Origin of the sequence: Streptomyces sp. NBC_00223, from assembly GCF_036199905.1 — a bacterium.
Lineage (GTDB): Bacteria > Actinomycetota > Actinomycetes > Streptomycetales > Streptomycetaceae > Actinacidiphila.
The window spans coordinates 2,075,862-2,096,512 of sequence record NZ_CP108109.1; the positions used below are offsets into that span (position 1 = coordinate 2,075,862).

14 protein-coding genes and 2 CRISPR repeat arrays are annotated in these 20,651 nt (G+C 68.0%); of the genes, 4 read left to right on the forward strand and 10 right to left on the reverse strand.

Annotated elements, in window-relative coordinates:
• The first annotated feature begins 4 nt into the window (after positions 1-4).
• Entirely contained in the window at positions 5-2,599 is a 2,595-nt protein-coding gene (gene lanKC, locus OHA30_RS08700) for a class III lanthionine synthetase LanKC (protein WP_328913232.1), read from the forward strand.
• Entirely contained in the window at positions 2,596-3,648 is a 1,053-nt protein-coding gene (locus OHA30_RS08705; protein ID WP_328913233.1) for a glycosyltransferase family 2 protein, read from the forward strand. Before lanKC ends, OHA30_RS08705 begins: the two co-directional genes overlap by 4 nt.
• Positions 3,649-4,172: 524 nt before the next feature.
• Positions 4,173-5,280: a CRISPR direct-repeat array (repeat unit 31 nt; unit sequence GTTGTGACCCCTCGTAGGGGCGATGAGGGAC).
• A gap of 145 nt (positions 5,281-5,425) precedes the next feature.
• On the opposite strand, the gene cas2 (OHA30_RS08710) is transcribed toward OHA30_RS08705, so the two are convergent.
• The 8 genes from cas2 (OHA30_RS08710) to OHA30_RS08745 form a co-directional block, all read right to left on the reverse strand.
• Positions 5,426-5,689, reverse strand: coding sequence for a CRISPR-associated endonuclease Cas2 (gene cas2 / locus OHA30_RS08710; RefSeq protein ID WP_328913234.1), 264 nt, complete (start codon positions 5,687-5,689; stop codon positions 5,426-5,428).
• Between the two features lie 7 nt (positions 5,690-5,696).
• Positions 5,697-6,677, reverse strand: a complete 981-nt coding sequence (cas1b, locus tag OHA30_RS08715; protein WP_328913235.1) for a type I-B CRISPR-associated endonuclease Cas1b — start codon at positions 6,675-6,677, stop codon at positions 5,697-5,699.
• A 1-nt stretch (position 6,678) separates the two neighbouring features.
• Entirely contained in the window at positions 6,679-7,176 is a 498-nt protein-coding gene (locus tag OHA30_RS08720) for a CRISPR-associated protein Cas4 (protein ID WP_328913236.1), read from the reverse strand.
• On the reverse strand, positions 7,173-9,590 hold the full coding sequence (cas3, locus tag OHA30_RS08725) for a CRISPR-associated helicase Cas3' (protein ID WP_328913237.1): 2,418 nt from the start codon (positions 9,588-9,590) through the stop codon (positions 7,173-7,175). Before cas3 ends, OHA30_RS08720 begins: the two co-directional genes overlap by 4 nt.
• A 15-nt stretch (positions 9,591-9,605) precedes the next feature.
• Complete coding sequence (gene cas5 / locus OHA30_RS08730) at positions 9,606-10,256, reverse strand: CRISPR-associated protein Cas5 (protein ID WP_328913238.1); 651 nt, start codon at positions 10,254-10,256, stop codon at positions 9,606-9,608.
• 99 nt (positions 10,257-10,355) lie between these two features.
• Positions 10,356-11,414 carry a type I-B CRISPR-associated protein Cas7/Cst2/DevR gene (gene cas7i, locus OHA30_RS08735; protein WP_328913239.1) on the reverse strand — a complete coding sequence of 353 codons (1,059 nt, stop codon included), beginning with the start codon at positions 11,412-11,414 and terminating at the stop codon, positions 10,356-10,358.
• An 11-nt stretch (positions 11,415-11,425) separates the two neighbouring features.
• A complete protein-coding gene (locus OHA30_RS08740; RefSeq protein ID WP_328913240.1) occupies positions 11,426-12,880 on the reverse strand; it encodes a hypothetical protein in 1,455 nt (484 codons plus the stop codon).
• Positions 12,873-13,562, reverse strand: coding sequence for a CRISPR-associated endoribonuclease Cas6 (locus OHA30_RS08745; protein WP_328913241.1), 690 nt, complete (start codon positions 13,560-13,562; stop codon positions 12,873-12,875). The genes OHA30_RS08740 and OHA30_RS08745 overlap by 8 nt, the downstream gene beginning before the upstream one ends.
• Positions 13,563-14,517: 955 nt before the next feature.
• Between OHA30_RS08745 and cas2 (OHA30_RS08750) the strand changes: the two genes are divergently transcribed.
• Together cas2 (OHA30_RS08750) and OHA30_RS08755 are read left to right on the forward strand one after the other, a co-directional pair.
• On the forward strand, positions 14,518-14,781 hold the full coding sequence (cas2, locus tag OHA30_RS08750; protein ID WP_328913242.1) for a CRISPR-associated endonuclease Cas2: 264 nt from the start codon (positions 14,518-14,520) through the stop codon (positions 14,779-14,781).
• 145 nt (positions 14,782-14,926) lie between these two features.
• Positions 14,927-17,650: a CRISPR direct-repeat array (repeat unit 31 nt; unit sequence GTCCCTCATCGCCCCTACCAGGGGTCACAAC).
• A gap of 138 nt (positions 17,651-17,788) precedes the next feature.
• Entirely contained in the window at positions 17,789-18,826 is a 1,038-nt protein-coding gene (locus tag OHA30_RS08755) for an NAD-dependent epimerase/dehydratase family protein (RefSeq protein ID WP_328913243.1), read from the forward strand.
• 4 nt (positions 18,827-18,830) lie between these two features.
• Here the strand turns inward: OHA30_RS08755 and OHA30_RS08760 are convergent, their stop codons facing one another.
• Positions 18,831-19,310, reverse strand: a complete 480-nt coding sequence (locus OHA30_RS08760) for a GNAT family N-acetyltransferase (protein WP_328917786.1) — start codon at positions 19,308-19,310, stop codon at positions 18,831-18,833.
• A 57-nt stretch (positions 19,311-19,367) separates the two neighbouring features.
• Complete coding sequence (locus OHA30_RS08765) at positions 19,368-20,615, reverse strand: XRE family transcriptional regulator (protein ID WP_328913244.1); 1,248 nt, start codon at positions 20,613-20,615, stop codon at positions 19,368-19,370.
• Positions 20,616-20,651: the final 36 nt, after the last annotated feature.

Below are 20,651 nucleotides of genomic sequence, written 5' to 3' on the forward strand. Positions count from 1 at the left end.
CGAAATGTACCTGACCTACCTCGAATACTGCCTGCCGTCGTCCCCTTTCTACGAGCGGAGGGACACCGACTCCCCCGACGACACGGGCAGGTTCTTCGGGCTGCACCGCGACCCGGCTCCCGAGGGTTGGTCGCGTGGGCTGCGGGCGGAGTGGGTCATGTACACCCCGGGCGGCGCGGAACTGCGCTGGCAGGGCTGGAAGATCCATGTCAGCGCCACGACGGAGAACGCCGAGCACTTGCTGCGGACGGTGTCGGCGTACTGCCTGGCCCACCGGATCCCCTTCAAGGCGCTCTCCGGCCTCCCGGCGCTGACCCGCCGCAACAGCAAGTACGCGGACCGCGGCGGGAGCGGCAAGTTCATCACCCTGTACCCGCCGTCGGACGAGGTGTTCGCCTCGGCGCTGGGCGGGCTCGACGCGCTGACGGGTGGTGAGCCGGGCCCGACGATCCTCTCCGACCTGCGGTATCTGGAAGGGCCGCTGTACGTGCGGTACGGGGCCTTCGTCTCCCGGCAGACCACCGACGCGAGCGGGCGGCGGGTGGAGTGCGTCGAGGACCCGGACGGCAATCTCGTCCCCGACGAGCGCCGCCCCGGCTTCCACCCGCCGAGCTGGGCGCAGATCCCGCCGGTGCTGGAGGAGTCGATCGCCCTGCGCGGCAGCCGCACCCTGACCGGCTTCCCCTACGCCGTGCGCAAGGCCGTGCACTTCTCCAACGGCGGTGGGGTGTATCTCGGCGAGCGCCGCGACACCCCGGGCAAAACGATTCTGCTCAAGGAGGCGCGGCCCTACTGCGGCCTCGACGAGAGCGGACAGGACGCCCTCACCCGGCTCGAGCGGGAGCGCGACGCCCTGCTCGACCTGGCGGGCCTGCCGGGAATTCCGGCCGTGGACGCCTATGTCGACGGAGTGGAGCACAAGTTCCTCGGCCGCGCCTATGTCGAGGGCAGGCCGCTGATGGAGCTGGCCTTCGAGCGCAACCCCCTGATCAGCCCCGACAGCACCATGACCCGTGGGGAGTACGCGGAATGGGCCCGGGCGATCGCCGCTCAGGTGGCCGACACGGTCGGGCAGATGCATGCGCGCGGCTGGGTCTTCGGTGACCTCCACCCCGGCAACATCATCGTGGACGACGAGCAGCGGGTGCACTTCATCGACTTCGAGAACGCCTCCCGCGACCTCACGGACTACGTCCAGACCATGGGCGTCTTCGGCTTCCGGGCACCCGACGGCTACCGGGGCCGGGCGGTCGACCTCTTCGCCCTGGGCTGTATCCGGCTCGGTCTGCTGATGCCGCTCACCCGGCTCGTTCCGCACGGGCGGGCCCGCACCGCCCAGCTGTGCGCGGCCGCCGTCGAGGAATTCGACCTGCCGCCGGGGTACTTCGAGGGGATCGACGAGCAGCTGGGCCAGGGCTCCGCGGGCCCGGACGATGCCGGGCGCGGGCCCGCGCTGGAGGTCGCGCCCGCGCGGGAAGCCGGGCACGCGGAGGAGGTCGCGCCCGCCCTGGAGGCCGGCCCCGCGCAGGAGGTCGGGCTCTCGCCGGAGAGCGCCTGGACGGCGGAGCAGCTGGCCGCCTGCCTGGGCCGCTGGCGCTCGCCCGAGCGCGAGGACCGGTTGTTCCCGGGCGACATCCGGCAGTTCCTGGAGCCCTCGGGCGGACTCGGACTCGCCTACGGCGCGGCCGGGATGCTGTGGGCCCTGCACTCGTCCGGCGGCACCGTCGACCCCGACGACCTGGGCTGGCTGCGCGAGCGGGTGCACGCCGCCGCCGATCTGCCGCCCGGCTTCTGGAGCGGCCTGGCCGGGATCGCCTACGCCACCGAGCAGATCGACCCCGACCTGTCGGACCACTGCGTACGCCTGGCGCTCAGCCGCGCCGCGGACACCCAGGACCTCTCGCTGGGCAGCGGTCTGAGCGGGCTGGGAGCGTATCTGCTCCACGAGGGAGGGCAGTTGGAGGCGGTGGACGAGCTGGCCGCCCGGGTCGCCAAGGCCGCCGAGGAGGGCGGCGACCATCCGGTGCCCGGGCTGGTCGCCGGAGCGGCCGGGCTCGCGTCGTTCGCCGTGCGTGCGGGCCGGGCGCTGGACAACCCGGAGTACGAGGAGCTGGCCACCCGGCTGCTGGACCTGGAAGTCGGCCGGTTCGGTTTCGCGCCCGGCGGAGTCCCGGTCCGGGGGGCGCTGCCGGCGTTCGGCGCGGGCATCGCCAACGGCGCCCTGGGGCTCGCGTTCGCGCTGTACGACCACGAGCGGCTCACCGGCAGCGGCCGGTTCACCGCCGCCCTTGACCGGATCGTACGGATCGCCCGGCAGACCACCGCGATCCACAACGGGCTGCTGAGCGGCCGGGCCGGACAGGTGCAGCTGCTGACCGCGGTCACCCCGGACGACCCCGCCTCCAGGCGGACCGTCGAGCGCTGCCTGCGGGAGTCGGACTGGTACCTCACCCGGCTCGGCTCCGAGCAGGTCACCCTGGGCAACGAGGAACTGAAGCTCTCGCTCGACCTGGGCACCGGGCACGCCGGCCTGCTCGTCACCCGGCGGGCCGCCGCGACCGGGGCCTGCACCCTGCCGCTGTGGGAGCGGCAGCCGTGACGAACCCGGTGACCTTCTCCGTCATCTGCCCCACCTACAACCGCTCGGTCCGGATCCTGCCGACCCTGCGGTCCGTTCTGGCGCAGACCGTCGGCGACTGGGAACTGCTGGTGCTGTCGGACGGCAGCGACGACGACACCGTCGAGGTGGTCTCGGCGCTGGCCCAGACCGACGACCGTATCCGGGTGTTCGAGCTGGAGCGGTCCGGTCATCCCAGCGGCCCCCGGCAGGAGGGCCTGCGCCGGGCCCGGGGCAGCCATATCGCCTATCTCGACCACGACGACGTCTGGCGCCCCGACCATCTGGCGTGGCTCCGGACGCTGTTCGCCGACGAGGCCGACGGGGCCGACTGGGCGGCCACGGGATACCGGGCGGTGGACGACTCCGGCGCGGTCGTCCGGAGCAGCGCCTGGTGGGACATGTGCTGGCACCCCGAACTGCAGATCCTCGACCCGCTGTTCGAGCCGAGCCGGGTCGCGCACCGGCGCGGTCTGCCGGAGTCGGTCGGTGGCTGGGTCGTCACCTCCGGCCTGGAGGACTGGGACCTGTGGTTCCGGCTGACCCAGGCCGGGCACCGGGTGCGGACCACCACCGCGCGGACCGTCTCGGTCTTCGAGGGTGCCGGGACCCGACGCTACGGCGTCGGCCCCCGGCACCTGGCCAACCTGCTGGTCACGCCGGACGCCAGGGTGGCGAAACGGATCCGGGACGCCCTGAGCGATCCGGAGGTCGGCCGGGCCCTGAAGGAGGCGTCGCGTGAGGACAGCCGCCGCCGTATGGCCAGGCTCGGCGCGAGCCCGCTGTACGTGGCACCGCTGGCCTCGGCCGAGGTCCCGGAGCCGGATCCGGACCCGGTGATCGCCGACGGGTACCGGGGGCCCCAACCGGTGATCGTGCCCCACCGCGGGCAGTTCGCGCTCGCCGTCCCGGTGTACTGCTCGACGGCCGCCCACGCGGAGCGCCTGGGCGAGCTGCTGCGGTCGCACGCCACCGCCCAGGTCCAGGTCCTGCGCGGCCTGGAACAGCGGTTCTCGCCGGCCGCGCTGTGACGCGTCGCCGCCGCCCCGGGCGGAGCAGTACGGCAGGCCCCGCCGGGGAGGGCCTGCCGCTTCGACCACGGCGGGGTGTGGCCGGGACGACTTGGCCGCCGGAACGTCCCTCAGGTCGATGCGTTTGTGCTCGTGGCGTGCGACGGGCTCGCGGTACGGGCCGGGCACGGCGCGGCCGTAGGTGAGGATCAGGACCCTCCGACCCGGGGCCGCTTCGTAGATCCACCCCGCCGTCAATCAGTGAACCGACCTTGCCGCCCCATCCGGTCTCCCCGCGCACTTCCCGTTCGACGGCCGCCGCTGGGACCGCCAACCCGGCGAACCTTCCCGGTCAGAGCACTCACGGCCTGGAGCCGACAAGCCAGGGCCGACCGCGAGGCGCCGTCAGGCGTCGTCGCGTGCGGGCGTCCAGTATTCGGCGAGCATCTCGGTGACCCAGTAGGGAACGTGTACCGGCCCCTGGGGACTCGTAGGGGCGATAAGGGACACATGACGCCGCATACCTGCCCGGATGGCGTCCACCCGTTGTGACCCCTCGTAGGGGCGATGAGGGACACGTCAAGCACCGGACGCTCGTTGACTGGCTCGCGTTGTGACCCCTCGTAGGGGCGATGAGGGACCCGCCGCCGGGAGCTACGCCGGACGGGCGGAGAAGGCGTTGTGACCCCTCGTAGGGGCGATGAGGGCCCGGCTGCCCCGGGACCTGGTCACCGGCTGCCCAGTGTTGTGACCCCTCGTAGGGGCGATGAGGGACCCGTTGAGGACGTACGGCCACGGTGGTCGATGACCTGTTGTGACCCCTCGTAGGGGCGATGAGGGACGTGCCGGTCCTGCGGCCGGGCGTACCTCGTCCGCAGGTTGTGACCCCTCGTAGGGGCGATGAGGGACCTCTCTGACAGGCACGTACGGCGGCTTCGACAACGCGTTGTGACCCCTCGTAGGGGCGATGAGGGACCCGCCCAGACCTGCCGCTCCCAGTCCTCCGCCGTCTCGTTGTGACCCCTCGTAGGGGCGATGAGGGACCCCCGGGGCACGGCCGACGAAAGACACGAGGTACGCGTTGTGACCCCTCGTAGGGGCGATGAGGGACCCGTCTGCATGAAGATGGAGCGTCGCGGGATGCGCGTGTTGTGACCCCTCGTAGGGGCGATGAGGGACCAGCCCGCTCTACCCGTCCGAGATCGCCGTGTGCTGGTTGTGACCCCTCGTAGGGGCGATGAGGGACGATCTGCTCCCCCTTGCCGGGGGAGGTCGTCCAGGCGTTGTGACCCCTCGTAGGGGCGATGAGGGACCCCCGTATGCACAGGGAGCGCACACGTTCACTTCGTGTTGTGACCCCTCGTAGGGGCGATGAGGGACCCCTGTACGACGCGGTCGGCCGCACGGTCAACGCCGTGTTGTGACCCCTCGTAGGGGCGATGAGGGACCCGGGCTCAGGTCGGACCAGCCGGTGAGGGCCCATCGTTGTTACCCCTCGTAGGGGCGATGAGGGACTGGCGGACGGCCTCGATCTTGCCCTGCTTGCACCAGTTGTTGTTACCCCTCGTAGGGGCGATGAGGGACAACACTGACGGGCTGTTCGACAGCCGGTTCGTCCTGTTGTTGTTACCCCTCGTAGGGGCGATGAGGGACCCCACGGTAAAGCCGCAGCTCAAAGCGGCTTCCGTGGGGTGGTGGCGGAGGGTTTTTGCAGTGGACCTCCGGTCGTGCGTGCCGGCCCGGTGTGGCGCTGAAATACCCGGCGGCCGGGGCTTCTTGGACCCAGGTGGTCGGTGGCTCACAGGATATCGGTCGGTGCCGGCTCCACCGCGCCCCATTCCAGGCGCTGGGGCGAGGCACCGGGCGGAAACGTGTAGACGAGGACGCTGTCGTAGCCGAGGTCGAGGACGTTCTCGACGTCGGCCTGGAAGCGGCGCAGCTGGGCATCGCTCAACTGGCCTTCGAAGACACTGCGCTGGACATGGTGGAGGTATTTGCGGCAGGTCCGCAGGATCTTCGGGTTGCGTTCGGCGAGGGTGTCGTAGACGACCACTACGTACATGCCGCCGCTACCACCAGATACGGAAGGGCTTGTACGCGGCACCTTCCAGGCAGTGACGGGTCAGAGCCAGAGCGTCCAGGTACAGCAACTCGTCATAGGCGACATTCCGCCCCAGGGTCCGATGGGCGACGGTCACGGCGAACTCGTCGCGGACGGCCTGGACGACGAACTTCCGCCCGGCGTCGCTGAGCATGGCCTGGTTGGTGTCGCGGTCGAAGTGGTGCTCCTTGAGCTGGTTGCGGCCGGCCATCCTCAGCAGGAGGCGCTCGGCCATCAGGGGCTTGAACATCTCCGACAGGTCCAGTACGAGCGAATGCCGCTGCCGCTCCATGGTCCCGTGCAGGAACGCGATGCCGCTGTGCAAGGGGGTGAGCCGGACCGCGGTCAGGACGCGGGCGTAGGTGATGCCGTTGACGTAACTGATGAAGGCGTTGCCGGCGTTCTTGGGCGGTCGTCTGCTGCGGCCGCCGAGTTGCAGCCAGTCGGGGAGTTTGGTGTCGATGACCTCCCAGGCGGAGCGACGGAAGGTGCCTTCGGCGCCCATGAGGTGGGCTTGGCTGGTGCTGTTCTTTATGGATTCCTGGAGCACGGTGTAGGGACGGTTGAGGAGTTTGCGGTCGACGACGCGGCGGACGTTGAACGCGCAGGCGTCGACGATGCTGCGGGCGATGGCGAGGCTGGTGTGCGGGTCCTGGGCGACCCTGGCCTGGGCCAGGACGGTCTCGCCGGAGGTGCTCGTCTCGGAGGTGAGCAGGGACCCGGCGTAGTCGCCGTAGTAGCTGAGGAGGTGGACGTTGATGCGGTGGCGGTTGAGGAGGGCGACGACCGAGGTGTTCAGGTCGGTCTCGGCGCAGGCGACGATGTCGCGTACGTCGGTGACGGGGACGTGGACGTTCGCGGCGTTGTCGCGTTCGATGATCAGCGATTCGTCCTTGCGGCGAATGCGGCAGGGGCTCGTCAGCCAGTAGGTCCTGGCGGCAGCGGGCATCTCATTCCGTCCAGCAGTAGTCGGTGTAGCTGCATCCCCGACAGGCGGATCGAGCCAGGCGGTCGGGGGAGGCCGGGGCGCGTGCGACGGTCAGGGCGTCGCGGATGTCCTCGTCGGCCTGACGGGCGGCCTCGGGGGTGTAGGGGAAGCGTTGGGTACGGCGGGTCTTGGGATAGTGGAGGACCGCGCCCTGGGCATCGATGCCCACGCGGTGCAGCCGCTGGCAGTAATGGCGGCCCTGGGCCTCGTCGGCCGGGCTCGGCCGCCCGGAGGACTTGACCTCGTGCACCCAGTGGCCGCCGTCGACGAAGTCGAGCTTGGCCGCGCCCAGATCGACGGGTGTGTTGCGGGTGTACGACGTGTCGTGGACGGCTTCGCCGAGCTGCACGGCTGTGTTGAGGTGCTCGGGCCGGATGCCGCGCAGGTAGAGCCACAGCTGGCGGCGGCAGTGGTACAGGTACTTGATGTGGACGCCGCCGACGTCCTCGTAACCGATCACAGGACTTCTCCTGCTTGGTAGGTCTGCCGGTGGTCGTGGTGGATTTCCTGGAGACCGAGTTTCGGGTCGTATTCTGCGTCGATGATGCGGATGTTCATGCGTTTGTCGTAATGGCCCTTTCCGGCGGCCCAGTGGGGTAGGGGGATGAGGTATTGGTCGGCGTGGAGGCGGCTGGACTTGTGGGCGTTGCCCAGCTTTAGGGCAGCTTCGTAATCACGTAGATCGGCAAGAAGGATCGCCTCTGTTCCGTCGAACTGGGCGTCGAATTCTTTGGCCAGTTCGGAGCGGTCGGCGAATGGGGTGTTGAACTTGAGGAAGGCTTCCTTGAACTGCGTGAGGCTGGTTTCGACGTCTGCTCGCCACTGGGTGCCCCAGTCGTTTCGGTAGACCTCGTTGAGCCAGTCGGTGACGGTCTGTTCGTTGATGGTCTGGCCGTCGTGGCGGGTGAGGATGTTCCATCCGAGTTGAGTGGGTTCGGCGTCGTATACGCCGTCGGCCCAGAGTTTCTCGCCGGTGCCTCGGCGAGTGGTGTAGGAGGCCTGGTGGACGATGACGGGGGCAGGGGGTCTGGCGGCGAGGCGGTTGACGCGGCCGAAGCGCTGGAAGAGTGCTTCGAGGGTGGCGGCGGAGGTGTGGCAGACGTCGAGGTCGAGGTCGAGGGAAACCTCCAGGGCCTGGGTGCCGACAAGGAGTCCGGGGCGTCGTGGACGGTTGACGCCGAAGCGGGCGAGGAGGGCTGCTTCGATGGCGTCCCGGTCTTTACGGCGGTAACGGGAGTGCAGGAGATGGGCTGAGCCTTCTCCGTGCAGAGCGGAGCAGAACGGTTCGAGATTCTGATAGAGGGTGATGGCGTCGCGGACGTTGTTGGCCACCGCCAGAACGGAGCGGTCTGCGGCGAGTTCTGCTCGGATCTCGTCCATCGTCGCGTCGTCGGTAAGGTGGGCGTCGCGCAGGTGGAGTTGGTGGCGTACCGGTGCGGGAGCGTCCGCGGCTGGTTCGACGAGGGTGATGTGATTGTCGAGTGTCCTGCGGATGAAGCATTCAAGTGCCTCGGGAAGAGTCGCGGACATCACAGCGATGCGTCCGCCGGCGTCGTGCCAGAAACGCATCGCTGCGAGGATCATGCCGAGTCGGCGTGCGTCGTAGGCGTGCAGTTCGTCCAGTACGAACACGGAGTTGACGCTGTCGGTGAGGATGCCAGCGTGTGCGGGGCCGGCGAGAAATCCGCGCAGGAGTTGGTACGGCGTGCCGACGCGTAGGAGTTCGCGGAAATTCTTGGTTGCCTGTGCCCGCGAGTGGGCTTTGGCTGCCGCATCGGCGGCCTGGGAGAGGTCGAGGCCGAGGTCGTCGTTGGTCGGGCAGCCGTCTTCCAGTGATCGGGCAAGGTGGTAGGACGCGGCTTTGGAGTGGGCGACGCCGATGCGGCCGGGTGCGTCAAGTTCGGATTCGAGTCGGCTGGTCATGGCGTTGATGCTGGCGAGGTACGGCAGGAGATAGAACACGCGCGGCGTGCCACCGCGAAGTACGGCCAGTTCGGCTGTCTGCCGAACGGACCACATGAGGACTGCTTCGGTCTTGCCACTTCCGGTCCACGACCGCAGCAGCAGGTGGCCGCTGGTGTGTGCGGCGTCTTCCTGCTGCGGTCGGAGACCGTGGCCGCCTGCGGCGAGCCGTTTGGCCAGGGCATGGGGGTAGTCGGCGCGGAGGGGGTGAAGGGTGTCGAGCGGCGAGTGGGCCGAGGAGAGATGGTCGGCCATGGTGACGGCCCCGAGGAGCAGGGTGGCGGTCCGGCCGTCGGGGTCTTCGTCATCGAGTGCGAATTCCCAGCGGTCCATGAGGCGGGTGAACGCGGTGAAGGCGGCGTCCGTGAGGTCCCGTACGCCGATGTCGGGGATGTGGGGCCGTATGGGAAGCCGGTGGTGGCTGGCGGTGGTGTGCAGCCAGTTCAGCAGGCCGACGAGGTGGCCGGTATCGGCCGGAGTGAAGCGTTCGAAGAAGTCTTCGGCGTCGTCGTCGCCGAGTTGGGCGAGGAGTGCCCGGGGGGCCATCTGCCCGGAGTAGGGGCGGTGGTGTCCGGCGATGGCGCAGGCGATCCACATGCGGTCTTCGGCGGGCAGGTGGGCCAGAAGGTGTTCGACGAAGCCGAGGGAGAGGACTTCGTGACGCTCACGCCAGGGCTGTGCCTTCTCAGCGGTGTTACCGACCATGCGCTGGAAGCCGTGCGGCAGCTTGCCGGCATCGTGCATGAGGGCAGCCAGAGCTGCCCACGTCCAGAATTCGTCGGCGACGCCCGGGATGTTCCCGATACGAGCTCGGATCTGCTCCAGGGCGATGAGGGTATTGCGCAGGTGGTCGATGAGGAGTTCCCCGGGCTGTCCGGGGCGGGAGGGGCTCTTGGCCCGCAGCGGTGGCACGGGGCTTCCCGGTGCTCAGTCGGCGAGGAATTGGTCGGGGTGGGTGGGCGGCAGCATGGCTACCGCCTGCCCCGTGGGGGTTGCCAACGCGCTGTCGATGCGGGCGGATGAGCCGTCGGCGGCGTAGCGATACCCCTCCCAGCGGGTGCGGGAGCGATCGTGCGATACCGCGGTGGTCAGCCGCATGCGGGTGCCTGTGGTGGCAGACAGGGTGTCGGAGACGAGAGCGCGTCCCTGGAAGCCAGCGGCGGGACGCAGTTCGACGCGGGTCGTGCGAGCGGCGACGAGATCCTGGCTGCGGCCGAGGCGCAGCGGCCAGACCGGGCGACGGATCGCACGCTCCCACCGGTCGAGGTCGTCGGTGAGCCAGACGGTGAGTGTGGTCCGGGCGAGAAAGTCGCGGTCCTTGATAGTGGTGTTGGTCTCGGTGCCGGGGGCAGCGATCGGGTGGTAGGTCTCCAGATCCGTGCCGTGTCCGGCGGCGTGGAAGGCCATGGCGAAGCGGGTGGTGGAGGGCACCCGGTCCCAGCCTCCGGCGGCTGCGGCGAGGAGGCCGCCGACAGTGGAGGGCGGCGGGCAGGGCAGGCCGACCTGGAGCCCGTCGTAGAGGGGGTTGCGGAAGCTGACCACCGGGGCGGTGACGGTAATTTCCAGAGCTTGAGGCATGGGGGCACTTCCTCACTGCGGGTGGCGAACGAGTGGTGTTCGTTCGGTAGGGCGAGGTGTGTCCCCTTCGAGGGGCGATGAGGCTGCGCCGATGGGTTGTCAGGCAGCCGGGGCGTCGTCGAACCAGTCGTCGTGGTCGCCGCGTTCGACGTCGTCGGCCAGATCGTTGAGGATGGTGCGGGGGTGGCCGATTACGAGCTTCTCTTCCTTGATCAACGTGGCGAGGTCGGTAGTGGCGCGGTCGCGTTGGTCGCCGAGGAAGCCCGGGGCCCAGCCGATGAGGACAGGACCGTCCAGTTCGTCCTCCCACGCCTTGATTTCCTCGGCGAGGATCTCGCTGTCGAAGTACGTGGCCCGCTGCCGGTTGCGCACCACCCGCGTGAAGGGGTTGGTGCCGCCCTTGATGGGTGCCAGGATGATCAGGCCCGGTGTGCGATCACCGTAGTGCGCGGACTGCTTGGCGCCGCCCTTGACCACGGCGATCGTGCGCAGCAGAACGGCCACCCGGCGGCGGCGTTCGCCGATCGGCAGACGTACGCAGTCCACCCCGCGCACGGTGACGCTCACACCGCCCGCTTCCGCGACGTCAGCGGCTGTCGCGGAGGGGAGAGCGGACTTGGTGGTCTTGCCCCCTACTTCGAAGGTTCCGACCCGGGGCAGGTCCAGGAGCAGGTCGCCGGCCAGGTCAGCGGTGTACATCTCGTGCTCATGGATGACCGGATGGGTGCCGGGCTCGAAGTCGCGGCTCATCGTCCCGAAGTCCATCACCGGGGTACTGGGGACTACGGCCACAAAGGTGCCCGTCGCGAGGACGGTGTCGCGCATGAACGTCTTCGACTCGCCCTTCTTCGCGCCTGCCTCGTCCGCCTTGACAGCGATCATGTAGCCGAACAGGTCGTCGTCGAGATAGAGGTCGGGGCGGCCCGCCGTGTACGCCTGCTGCTTCTTGCCCTCGCCGCTGCGAACCACCGGCGAAGTCGCCTCACCAGCGGGCAGGCTCTCGCGCATCCACCGGCGAGCGGCCTGAGCGGAAACGTACGGGTACGTGTCACCGCCGCTCTTGAACTGCTTGACCATGCCGCGGTTGTCCTCACCGCGCCCGTTGTTCGGAGCACCCGCCTTGATGGACAGGATGCTCTGGCCCACCAGGAATGTCATCGTCGTCTCCCTCATCCCTCTTCGGTGTCATTGACTGCGGACTCCGCCAGGTCGTCCCTCAGTTCACGCAGTTCCTCGGTCGAGCCCTTCGGTTCCCATCCGGCCTCGGCCAGCGCCTCAAGGACCGCGAAGGTGAGCAGTCGGCGCCAGGACCAGGACCTCTCGTCCTCGAAGAGCAGGCGATAGTCGCGGACGGGGAGCAGCACTCGGTCGGCGCCCTCGGGCCGGGGGAAGAGTTGCCAGTCCACCGCCTTGGAGCGGAACCAGCCGTACAGGTTCCCGCCTCGGCTGTTCGCGCGGATGAAGTCGCGGAACGGGCCGGGCCTGCTGTCCCGGCCGAGCAGCAGGGCCAGCCTTGCCGCCAGTTGCGTGATCCGCTCGACATCCTTCTCGTCCATGGAGAGCACCTCGTTGCAGTAGGAACGCAGAAGCGGGCTGAGGGCCGGGACCTCGGGCGGGATCACGCCCTGAGCCGCGGCGGACTGGGCCAGCAGGTGAGCGACCGCGGCGCCCAGCACCTGAGCGGGCCGTGTGAAGACACGCTTGGCCAGGAATGCCTCGCCCGGGACCTGCTTGGTGGCCTGAGTCGCAGTCAAGGCGGCATAACCCGCAGCGCGATTGGCCTTACGTACGGTCGAACGCAGCCACTCGGCGATCGGCTGGCCCATCTCCTGAGTCACCAGAAGCTGCTCTTTGTTGCTGTTGGAGAGCACGATCAACTCAACGGGCGCTGTGAGGCGATACCCGTACCCGCGCACTGCCCTGAGGACCGTCAACTCTCTCTCGTACGGCCCTGGTTTGGTGCCCCTCGCGGCGGAACTCGCCCCTGCGGCCTGGCGTGTGGCTTGCACTGCCAAATGTGTGATCCGGCCGAGGAAGGCGTCGTCCCAGGAGTGGATTACCGCCGCCCGGCCGCCTGCCAGGCGGGCTCCGTACGGAAACGCCCAGAGGCACGCCACGCACGGGTAGCACAGGGGCGTTCCCTGATGCTCGGGAGCAGTGGTGTTGCGGTGTGCCACGCTGGCGCCGAGCGGGATGTCGACCTTGCCGTACCAGTCGCACGCCTCCCGTCCGCAGTACGCGCACGGCACGCCGAGCCGCTGGAATGCAGCCTCCGGTGACCGCCATGCCCTGATCTGCCGACGCCGCTCCTCCGGGCTCTGCTTGGCCCGGGCCGTCGGGTTGATCTTCGAGTTGGGCCACAGCATGTAGCTGGCACTGAGCCAGAAGCCGCCGGGCTCTGCTGCCTTGGCCAAACCGGTCGTGCCCAGCAGGTCGGTCGTCATACGGTCGACTGCCCGGACGAGGCCGTCCGGGGTGATTTCGCCCGGAGACGATGCTGAGGCCAGGACGGCCAAGGCGAAGGCGCCGATCCTCTGAAGTGGGCTGGCGGTCAACTCCACGGTGAGGTCCGGGCGTGCAGCCGGATTCACGGTGGGCGTGGCCGAGTCCTCGTATTCAAGCACCGATCCACCCCATACCAGCGGAGTTGGCCTGGCCGAGCCCCCAGTCGGCGATGGCGGAGAGTGTCTCCGGGGCGCCGGTCACCGTGACCTCCACGCAGGCACCGGGCTTCTTGCCGCCCCCGCCCGCTGCACCGGCCACGGCGAAGGAGCGCTTCGGGCCGACCCAGCTCACCCGCTCCAGCACTACGTCGGGCGGCAGGCCGAGCGTCTCCGCCTTCCGACGCAGGTTGTTCTGCACGTAGACATCCCACTCCGGCTCCCCTGGCAGACGCCACGGCGACCCGTTCTGCCGACCGTCTTCGGTGCGTGGAAGTACCGTCTTGGTGACCACCGGGGTTGCCGTACGGAACACCGCGCGCCCGGAGGCGAACTCCGGCGCTTCCACCGGCACCACCCGATCCACGATGAACGCCGTGGCCCCCCACGCCAGCACCGGCATGCCGCTCAACCCGGCGGCCCAGCCCTCCACCACGTCCATCAGCGGGCTGCCCAACTCGACAACGCCCGGTCCGTTAGCGGCGTACACGCCACGTCGCCGCTTGGCAGCCGGGAACACCGGAGCGCCGTAGCCGAACGGCACCATGCCGAAGGGCCCCCAGCCCTTCTGGTGAAGTGCCGCCCCCAAAACCGGCGCCTTCTGTTCCAACAGGGCGTACGCGAGCGCCCGCCCGGGAGCCAGCACGTCCCTCCACGGCAGTTCCGGGGCCCCCGTGTGGAACTCAACTCGTAAACGCACCGCCTCACCCCCTTCCGTTCCAGTAGATACGAGAAAATCGCAGGTCACACACGTGAGGCGCGGCATTGTCAGTGCCCCCTGAGAGAGTGTCACCAGGGCGGCGCTACAGGCATTGACCCCGAAGTGGAGCCGAACGTAGCCGACTGATCATCAGATTGCAAACCGGTAGTAGCGTGGAGTAGCAACAAGGTAGACAAGACAGAAGCATGTCGATCCTTGCTCGGTTCACGGCAGAACCCCTACCGGGACCGACCGAGCACGTGCCGGTTAGGCTGACAGCCTTGCTCCCGGATGGTTGTGCTTGGCACGTCGAACGGGGTCGCAATTGTCTGGCTTGGTGCTAGGTGCCGCCCTTGGTCAGCCTCATCGCCCCTCCAAGGGGACGCTTTCACCCCACTGGCACCCTCTACCGTCCGCACCGGGCCGTAGCCGGGGCTGTGGAGGCATTTCCCCTCTCAGGGTTCCGTGCGGTCCCCACCCGGCCGTTCCTTGCCGGTGGCAGCTTCCAGTGACAGCCACCCCAGAAGGAAGCAACCCTTGCCGAGAACATCCTCAACGCTTCGTAGGCGAACCCGCCCGCAGGGCCGACATCACCATGCCCCGCGGACCCCTCCGCTACTCTGCGGCCGAATCCCGTGATCGGCTACGAGGACGTCGGTGGCGTCCACATCAAGTACCTCAGTACAGCCGTGCAGTTCGGCGAGTTCACGACACGTCCTACACCGCAACCCGCCGGTCGACCTCGGCGCCGCGAAGCTCAACTTCGTGACCGTCGCTCACCGTACTTTGGGGCGGAATGTTGCCTATGACGAGTTGCTGTACCTGGACGCTCTGGCTCTGACCCATCACTGTCTGGAAGGCTCTGTGTACAAGCCTTTCCGTATCTGGTGGTAGGTGCGGCATGTACGTGGTGGTCGTGTACGACACTCTCGCCGAGCGGAACCCGAAGATTCTGCGGACCTGCCGCAAATACCTTCACCATGTCCAGCGCAGCGTCTTCGAGGGCCGGCTGAGTGATGCCCAGCTCCGCCGTTTCCAGGCCGATGTCGAGAACGTCCTCGACCTGGGCTACGACAGCGTCCTCGTCTACTCGTTCCCGCCCGGTGCCTCGCCCCGGCGCCTGGAATGGGGCGCGGTGGAGCCGGCACCGAGCGGTATCCTGTGAACCTACGAGCCTCCGGTCCGTCAGGCGCCGGCCACCACGGTTTTTCAGCGCCACACCGGGCCGGCACGCACGACCGGAGGTCCACTGCAAAAACCCTCCACCACCACCCTGCGGAAGCCGCTGCGAACTGCGGCTTTACCCTGGGGTCCCTCATCGCCCCTACGAGGGGTCACAACATGAAGAGCGGGGCGTTTCGCTGCTCGGACCGCGGCCGGTCCCTCATCGCCCCTACGAGGGGTCACAACGCGACCTGATCAAGGGCCTCCAGGACAGCGACTGGGAGTCCCTCATCGCCCCTACGAGGGGTCACAACTAGGAGCCGCCTCGCGGAGCGCTCGATGCCCACGGGTCCCTCATCGCCCCTACGAGGGGTCACAACTTGCCGCGGAGGTGCCGGTATCGGCCGCGGTCGCCCGGTCCCTCATCGCCCCTACGAGGGGTCACAACTCCTCCTCCAGTCCCATGGGCGGTTCACCCGGTCCGGTCCCTCATCGCCCCTACGAGGGGTCACAACGCGAGGACGGCCCGGCCGATGGCGGCGGCGTGCGCGGGTCCCTCATCGCCCCTACGAGGGGTCACAACATGACGCGCAGGCGGTCCGGCGGGCCCGCCGCCTCAAGTCCCTCATCGCCCCTACGAGGGGTCACAACATGACGACGAGGCTGATACGACCGCCCCGGAGAGCAAGTCCCTCATCGCCCCTACGAGGGGTCACAACAAGAAGAAGATGCGGGCCCGCGGCCTCAGCTCCCCGGGTCCCTCATCGCCCCTACGAGGGGTCACAACCGGGCGGTGAGTTTCCCATCGCGGCCGACGACCGCGGTCCCTCATCGCCCCTACGAGGGGTCACAACGCGGTCACGATCCTGCGGACCCTCGCCGAGACCGGTGTCCCTCATCGCCCCTACGAGGGGTCACAACTACGCGTAGACCCGGACGGCCGTGATGTCGGTCTGCGTCCCTCATCGCCCCTACGAGGGGTCACAACATGTCCACCGGGGTGCACGTCACACGGGTAACGGCGGTCCCTCATCGCCCCTACGAGGGGTCACAACTCTTCCGTGCCGCCGCCCTGGTCTGACAGCTGCCTGGTCCCTCATCGCCCCTACCAGGGGTCACAACCCGTGGAGCCGCCCGGGCCGGCATGGATGACGGCCGAGTCCCTCATCGCCCCTACCAGGGGTCACAACAGGGCGAACGGCATGCGTGAGTCGGTGGCGGTGTACGGTCCCTCATCGCCCCTACCAGGGGTCACAACCCGGGCACCGGCGTCCACACCAGGTCGTCCACGGCGGTCCCTCATCGCCCCTACCAGGGGTCACAACGCGACGACCGTAAGGCCGGTCGCGGGGTCGCGGTCCGGTCCCTCATCGCCCCTACCAGGGGTCACAACGTGGCGCTGGCCTTGCGGTGCCGTCCGTAGGTCGGGTCCCTCATCGCCCCTACCAGGGGTCACAACGTTCGTGACGACTTCACTCGTCCGATGCTGTGCCAGGTCCCTCATCGCCCCTACCAGGGGTCACAACAAGGTCGAGGAGGCCGCCTGATGGCCGCATACATGAGGTCCCTCATCGCCCCTACCAGGGGTCACAACGCGAGCGCTGTGGTGATGGTGCTGGTGGGCTTCACGCGTCCCTCATCGCCCCAACCAGGGGTCACAACCCGATGTTGGTGGTGGACCAGACGACGGAGACGCAGTCCCTCATCGCCCCTACCAGGGGTCACAACAGCAGCGCGGACGATGTGCGGGTGGTGCTCGTGATCGTCCCTCATCGCCCCTACCAGGGGTCACAACGCGAGCATGTGGCGGTCCCCTTTCTTCACCCCATGGGGTCCCTCATCGCCCCTACCAGGGGTCACAACCTGCGCATCTCCTGGGTCTGTCCGGCGACGTCGAGCAGTCCCTCATCGCCCCTACCAGGGGTCACAACGGGATGGTCTCGGCGCCCCTGCCGTCACGGCGGGCGGGTCCCTCATCGCCCCTACCAGGGGTCACAACTAGGGAGTGTTTCCGGCCCATCCCTGGTAGCCGGACCGTCCCTCATCGCCCCTACCAGGGGTCACAACACCACGTTGGCCTGGTTGTGGAAGAACACCACGGGTCCCTCATCGCCCCTACCAGGGGTCACAACGCAACGGCGTGGTGCCTCAGCAGGCGTACGAGGCGGTCCCTCATCGCCCCTACCAGGGGTCACAACTTACTCAGCGCCGTCCATATGGTGTTGAACTGACGCGTCCCTCATCGCCCCTACCAGGGGTCACAACCGCGCCGTTGACTGCACCGAATAGTTCGTCGCCGCGGTCCCTCATCGCCCCTACCAGGGGTCACAACACCACAGCGGCGACTACAAGCGGGCCGCCGCCGCTCGTCCCTCATCGCCCCTACCAGGGGTCACAACGCCGAGAAGCAGTTGGCCGACGCCCGGTACGCCGCGGTCCCTCATCGCCCCTACCAGGGGTCACAACATCTGGGCGAGGTACTTCTCGGCTGCGGCCTGGATGGTCCCTCATCGCCCCTACCAGGGGTCACAACTGGTGGACAAGCACACCATGCTCGGGCCCGGCGAGTGTCCCTCATCGCCCCTACCAGGGGTCACAACTACGCCCTGTCCGACCTCGTTACCGAGCGGCGCGCGGTCCCTCATCGCCCCTACGAGGGGTCACAACGAGTAGTGCGCGGCGAGAGACCGCCACATGAATCCGGGTCCCTCATCGCCCCTACGAGGGGTCACAACACCACGTCCGGCCGTACGGGCAGAGGCACCTCGACGGGTCCCTCATCGCCCCTACCAGGGGTCACAACTAGATCCACACCCCGCCCTCAATCAGGGGACCGACCGGCCCTCATCGCCCCTACTAGGGGTACCAACGCGTCGCCGAGCACGGCGGCGCTGGTGGTGTACGCGGCCCAGCGGGTCGAACGTGACGGCCTTGACGGACACCCGGCGAGCGCGCGCCTCCTTCTCCCGCCTGGCGCCAACAGCTTGCGGGCGGGGAAGATCGTACGCATGAACGTTCTTGTGCTGGGCGGGACTTGGTTCTTGGGCAAAGCGGTCACGGAGGAGGCGGTTGCCCGGGGCTGGACGGTGTCCGCCTTCAACCGGGGCAGGTCCGGTGTAGCTGCCGACGGTGTCCGGGAGATACACGGAGATCGCACGGTCGCCGCTGATCTCGCACGGCTTGCCAAGTCCAGGTCTGGCCCCTGGGACATGGTGGTCGACACGTCTGCGTCCGAACTGGCGCCGCGCGATGTCCTCGCAGGTGCGAAATGCCTGGCACCCGTGACGGGACGTTACGTATACATCTCCACCGTGAATGCTTACAAGGGCTGGCCGGACGAGCCACTGACGGAAAACTCGGAGGTCCTGGACGGGCCTGCCGACGCCGACATTGACTACGGGCGACTTCCAGAAGATTGGGATGGCCCCGACTGGTACTACGGCCGCCAGAAAGCCGGTGCGGAGCGGGCCGTTCAGGCCGCCTTCGGGGCTGAACGTGTGTCAATTCTGCGCCCCGGCGTCATCCTGGGCCCGGGTGAATACGTAGGCCGCCTGCCCTGGTGGTTGAATCGCGCCGCCCAGGGCGGAGCGATACTCGCGCCCGGCGACCCGGACAAGAGCATCCAGCCTGTAGATGTGAGAGATGTCGCCAGCTTCGCCTTGGATCAGGCCACAACGGTTGGTGCGGGAACGTACAACGTGGTCGCTCCTCTCGGTCGGGACACCATGAGAACGCTCCTGGAGTCATGTCTGAACGTCACTGGCTCAGGAGGCCACCTCGTCTGGGCACCCGATGACGTTCTCACCAACGAACGCGTTCAGCAGTGGACGGAACTGCCCCTGTGGCGGACGAACGCCGGCGTCTGGCGCGTCTCGTCCGAACGGGCTCAGACGGCGGGCCTCACCTGCCGGCCGCTCGCCGACACTGTCGCGGACACCTGGGACTGGCTGCGCCAGGGTGGTATCCCAATAGAACATCCGCGTTGGCTCGATCACGGGATCGCGCCGGAGAAGGAGAGGAAAATCCTCGCTCGGCTCGGGCGGTGAGAGATCAGGCCTTGGCCGGCCGAGAGGTCAGTGGAAGGTCGGCGACCATCATCGCGTACAGCGGGGAGTCGGCGAAGGGCCTCGACTCTCCCACCTTCCGATAACCCCACGACTCGTAGAGCGCCTGGACACGAGGGTGAGCCGTGTCCACCGACAGCGCCACCATCGCTTCCGATCGACCGTCCAGCAGGGCCCGGTGCAGAAGCTCGGCGATGCCCTTCTTACGCCACCTCGGCCGGACCATCAATTCAGAAAGAGAGAATGTAGCCGGATCGGCCGGTGCAGGCATGAATTCACGCCACCACTCCCGCCCTTCTGTCGCAGGAGCACCGTAGGCGTAGCCGACCGGCTCTTCAGCTTCGTATCCGACTACGCAGGCGAAGTCTTTGCGCCCACCCCATTGATCAACAAACCATGGGAAGCGTCGGTGGAAATCGTCGTCCATCTGGCCGGCGAATGCGTCGGCGTGCACGTCGATCAGCATCTGCCTGATCGACGGCACGTCTTCGGTGGTATACCTGCGGAGTTCGGTCACGTCGGCTTAAATCCATTCCGTTCGGAAGCGGTCCCCCCACTCATGCGCCGCATTGGTGTCCGGAGCCATAGTGAGGAGGTCACGGTAGAAGTCGCCGATCAAGGATCGCAGACGGCCCGGGAGCGGGTGGCCATCCATGAGTTGGAAGACCTCCTCAGCCTTGGCACACCCCTGCTCGATCTCTCCTTGGTGCACGAGCGAGATGGCGAGTCGGGCAGTGACAGAGGCCCGGTTACGACGGAATTGCTCAGGAAGAGCTGTGAGCGCACGGTACGACGCGGCTTCAGCTTCCGCCGGCCGCGACAGGTGCTGCTGTGTGCTGGCGACCACCGAGTACAGCTCCCCAGGGCCGAAGAAGGCAACCCATGTAGGCCGCTCGTCAACGGTCACCTTGGCAAGAGACTCCTCTGCGTAGCCGAGGCTGCGCAGAGTTGATTGACGATCGCCCAGAGCCGCGTGACCTACCGCGGCTTGAGTGTGGCCGATCGCCGCGTACATCGGGTCGCGGCGGGCGACACCTGTCCGCTGGGCGGCCTGAGCCGCTGCCAACGAGTCCGTGTACTGGTGCGTGTTGAAGCCGAGCATCGCCAGCGTCTTCCACACGCGGAGTTCCGTCACGCTGTCCTGCCCCAGGCCGGCCAGGCTCAGCGCCTGGTCCAAGTGCTTTCGGGCACGTACGAACTGTCTGGCGTCGAGGGCTGTCCACGCTGCCGTGGCCGTCAGATCGGCCGCCAGACTGAACAGCCTCCGCCTCATGCGCTGGCTGGCTGCCCTCTGCTGAAACGAAAGGGCCTCGGCTGCCGTGTCCAACGCCGCCCGCTCCAAGCCGTCATGGCCGCCCTGCGTCTGGTCCAGAGCGTTCAAGGCGTCGAGCTTGCGGCGGATGACCATGACCTCTGTGAAGCCCACTGACGAGGGAGCGGTTCCCATGAGCGGCGAACTGGCGGTGGCAGTAGTTACGGAAAGGAACGACCTGCGGTTCACGGGCTGCTCCGAGGGGCGTGACGGACTGGTACGAGCTGGTGGCACGAAGCCCAACTCCTCCAGGGAACACCCGAATACTGCCTGTAAGGCAAGCCGAGTGCGTTCCCACGGTCGACGAGTCTTTCCGGTCAGCCAGTACCTCACCACTCGGTCGCTGACGGTGCCCTCGTGTCCGTGTGCCTGTAACCAGTCATTGAGCGCCTCGGCCAACTCAACCTGCGTGAGGCCCTTCTCGGCCATCTTGCGCTGAAACAGTTCGTTGCCTGCCACGCCACCCACGGTAGCCATGTCGTCCGCACTGAGTGA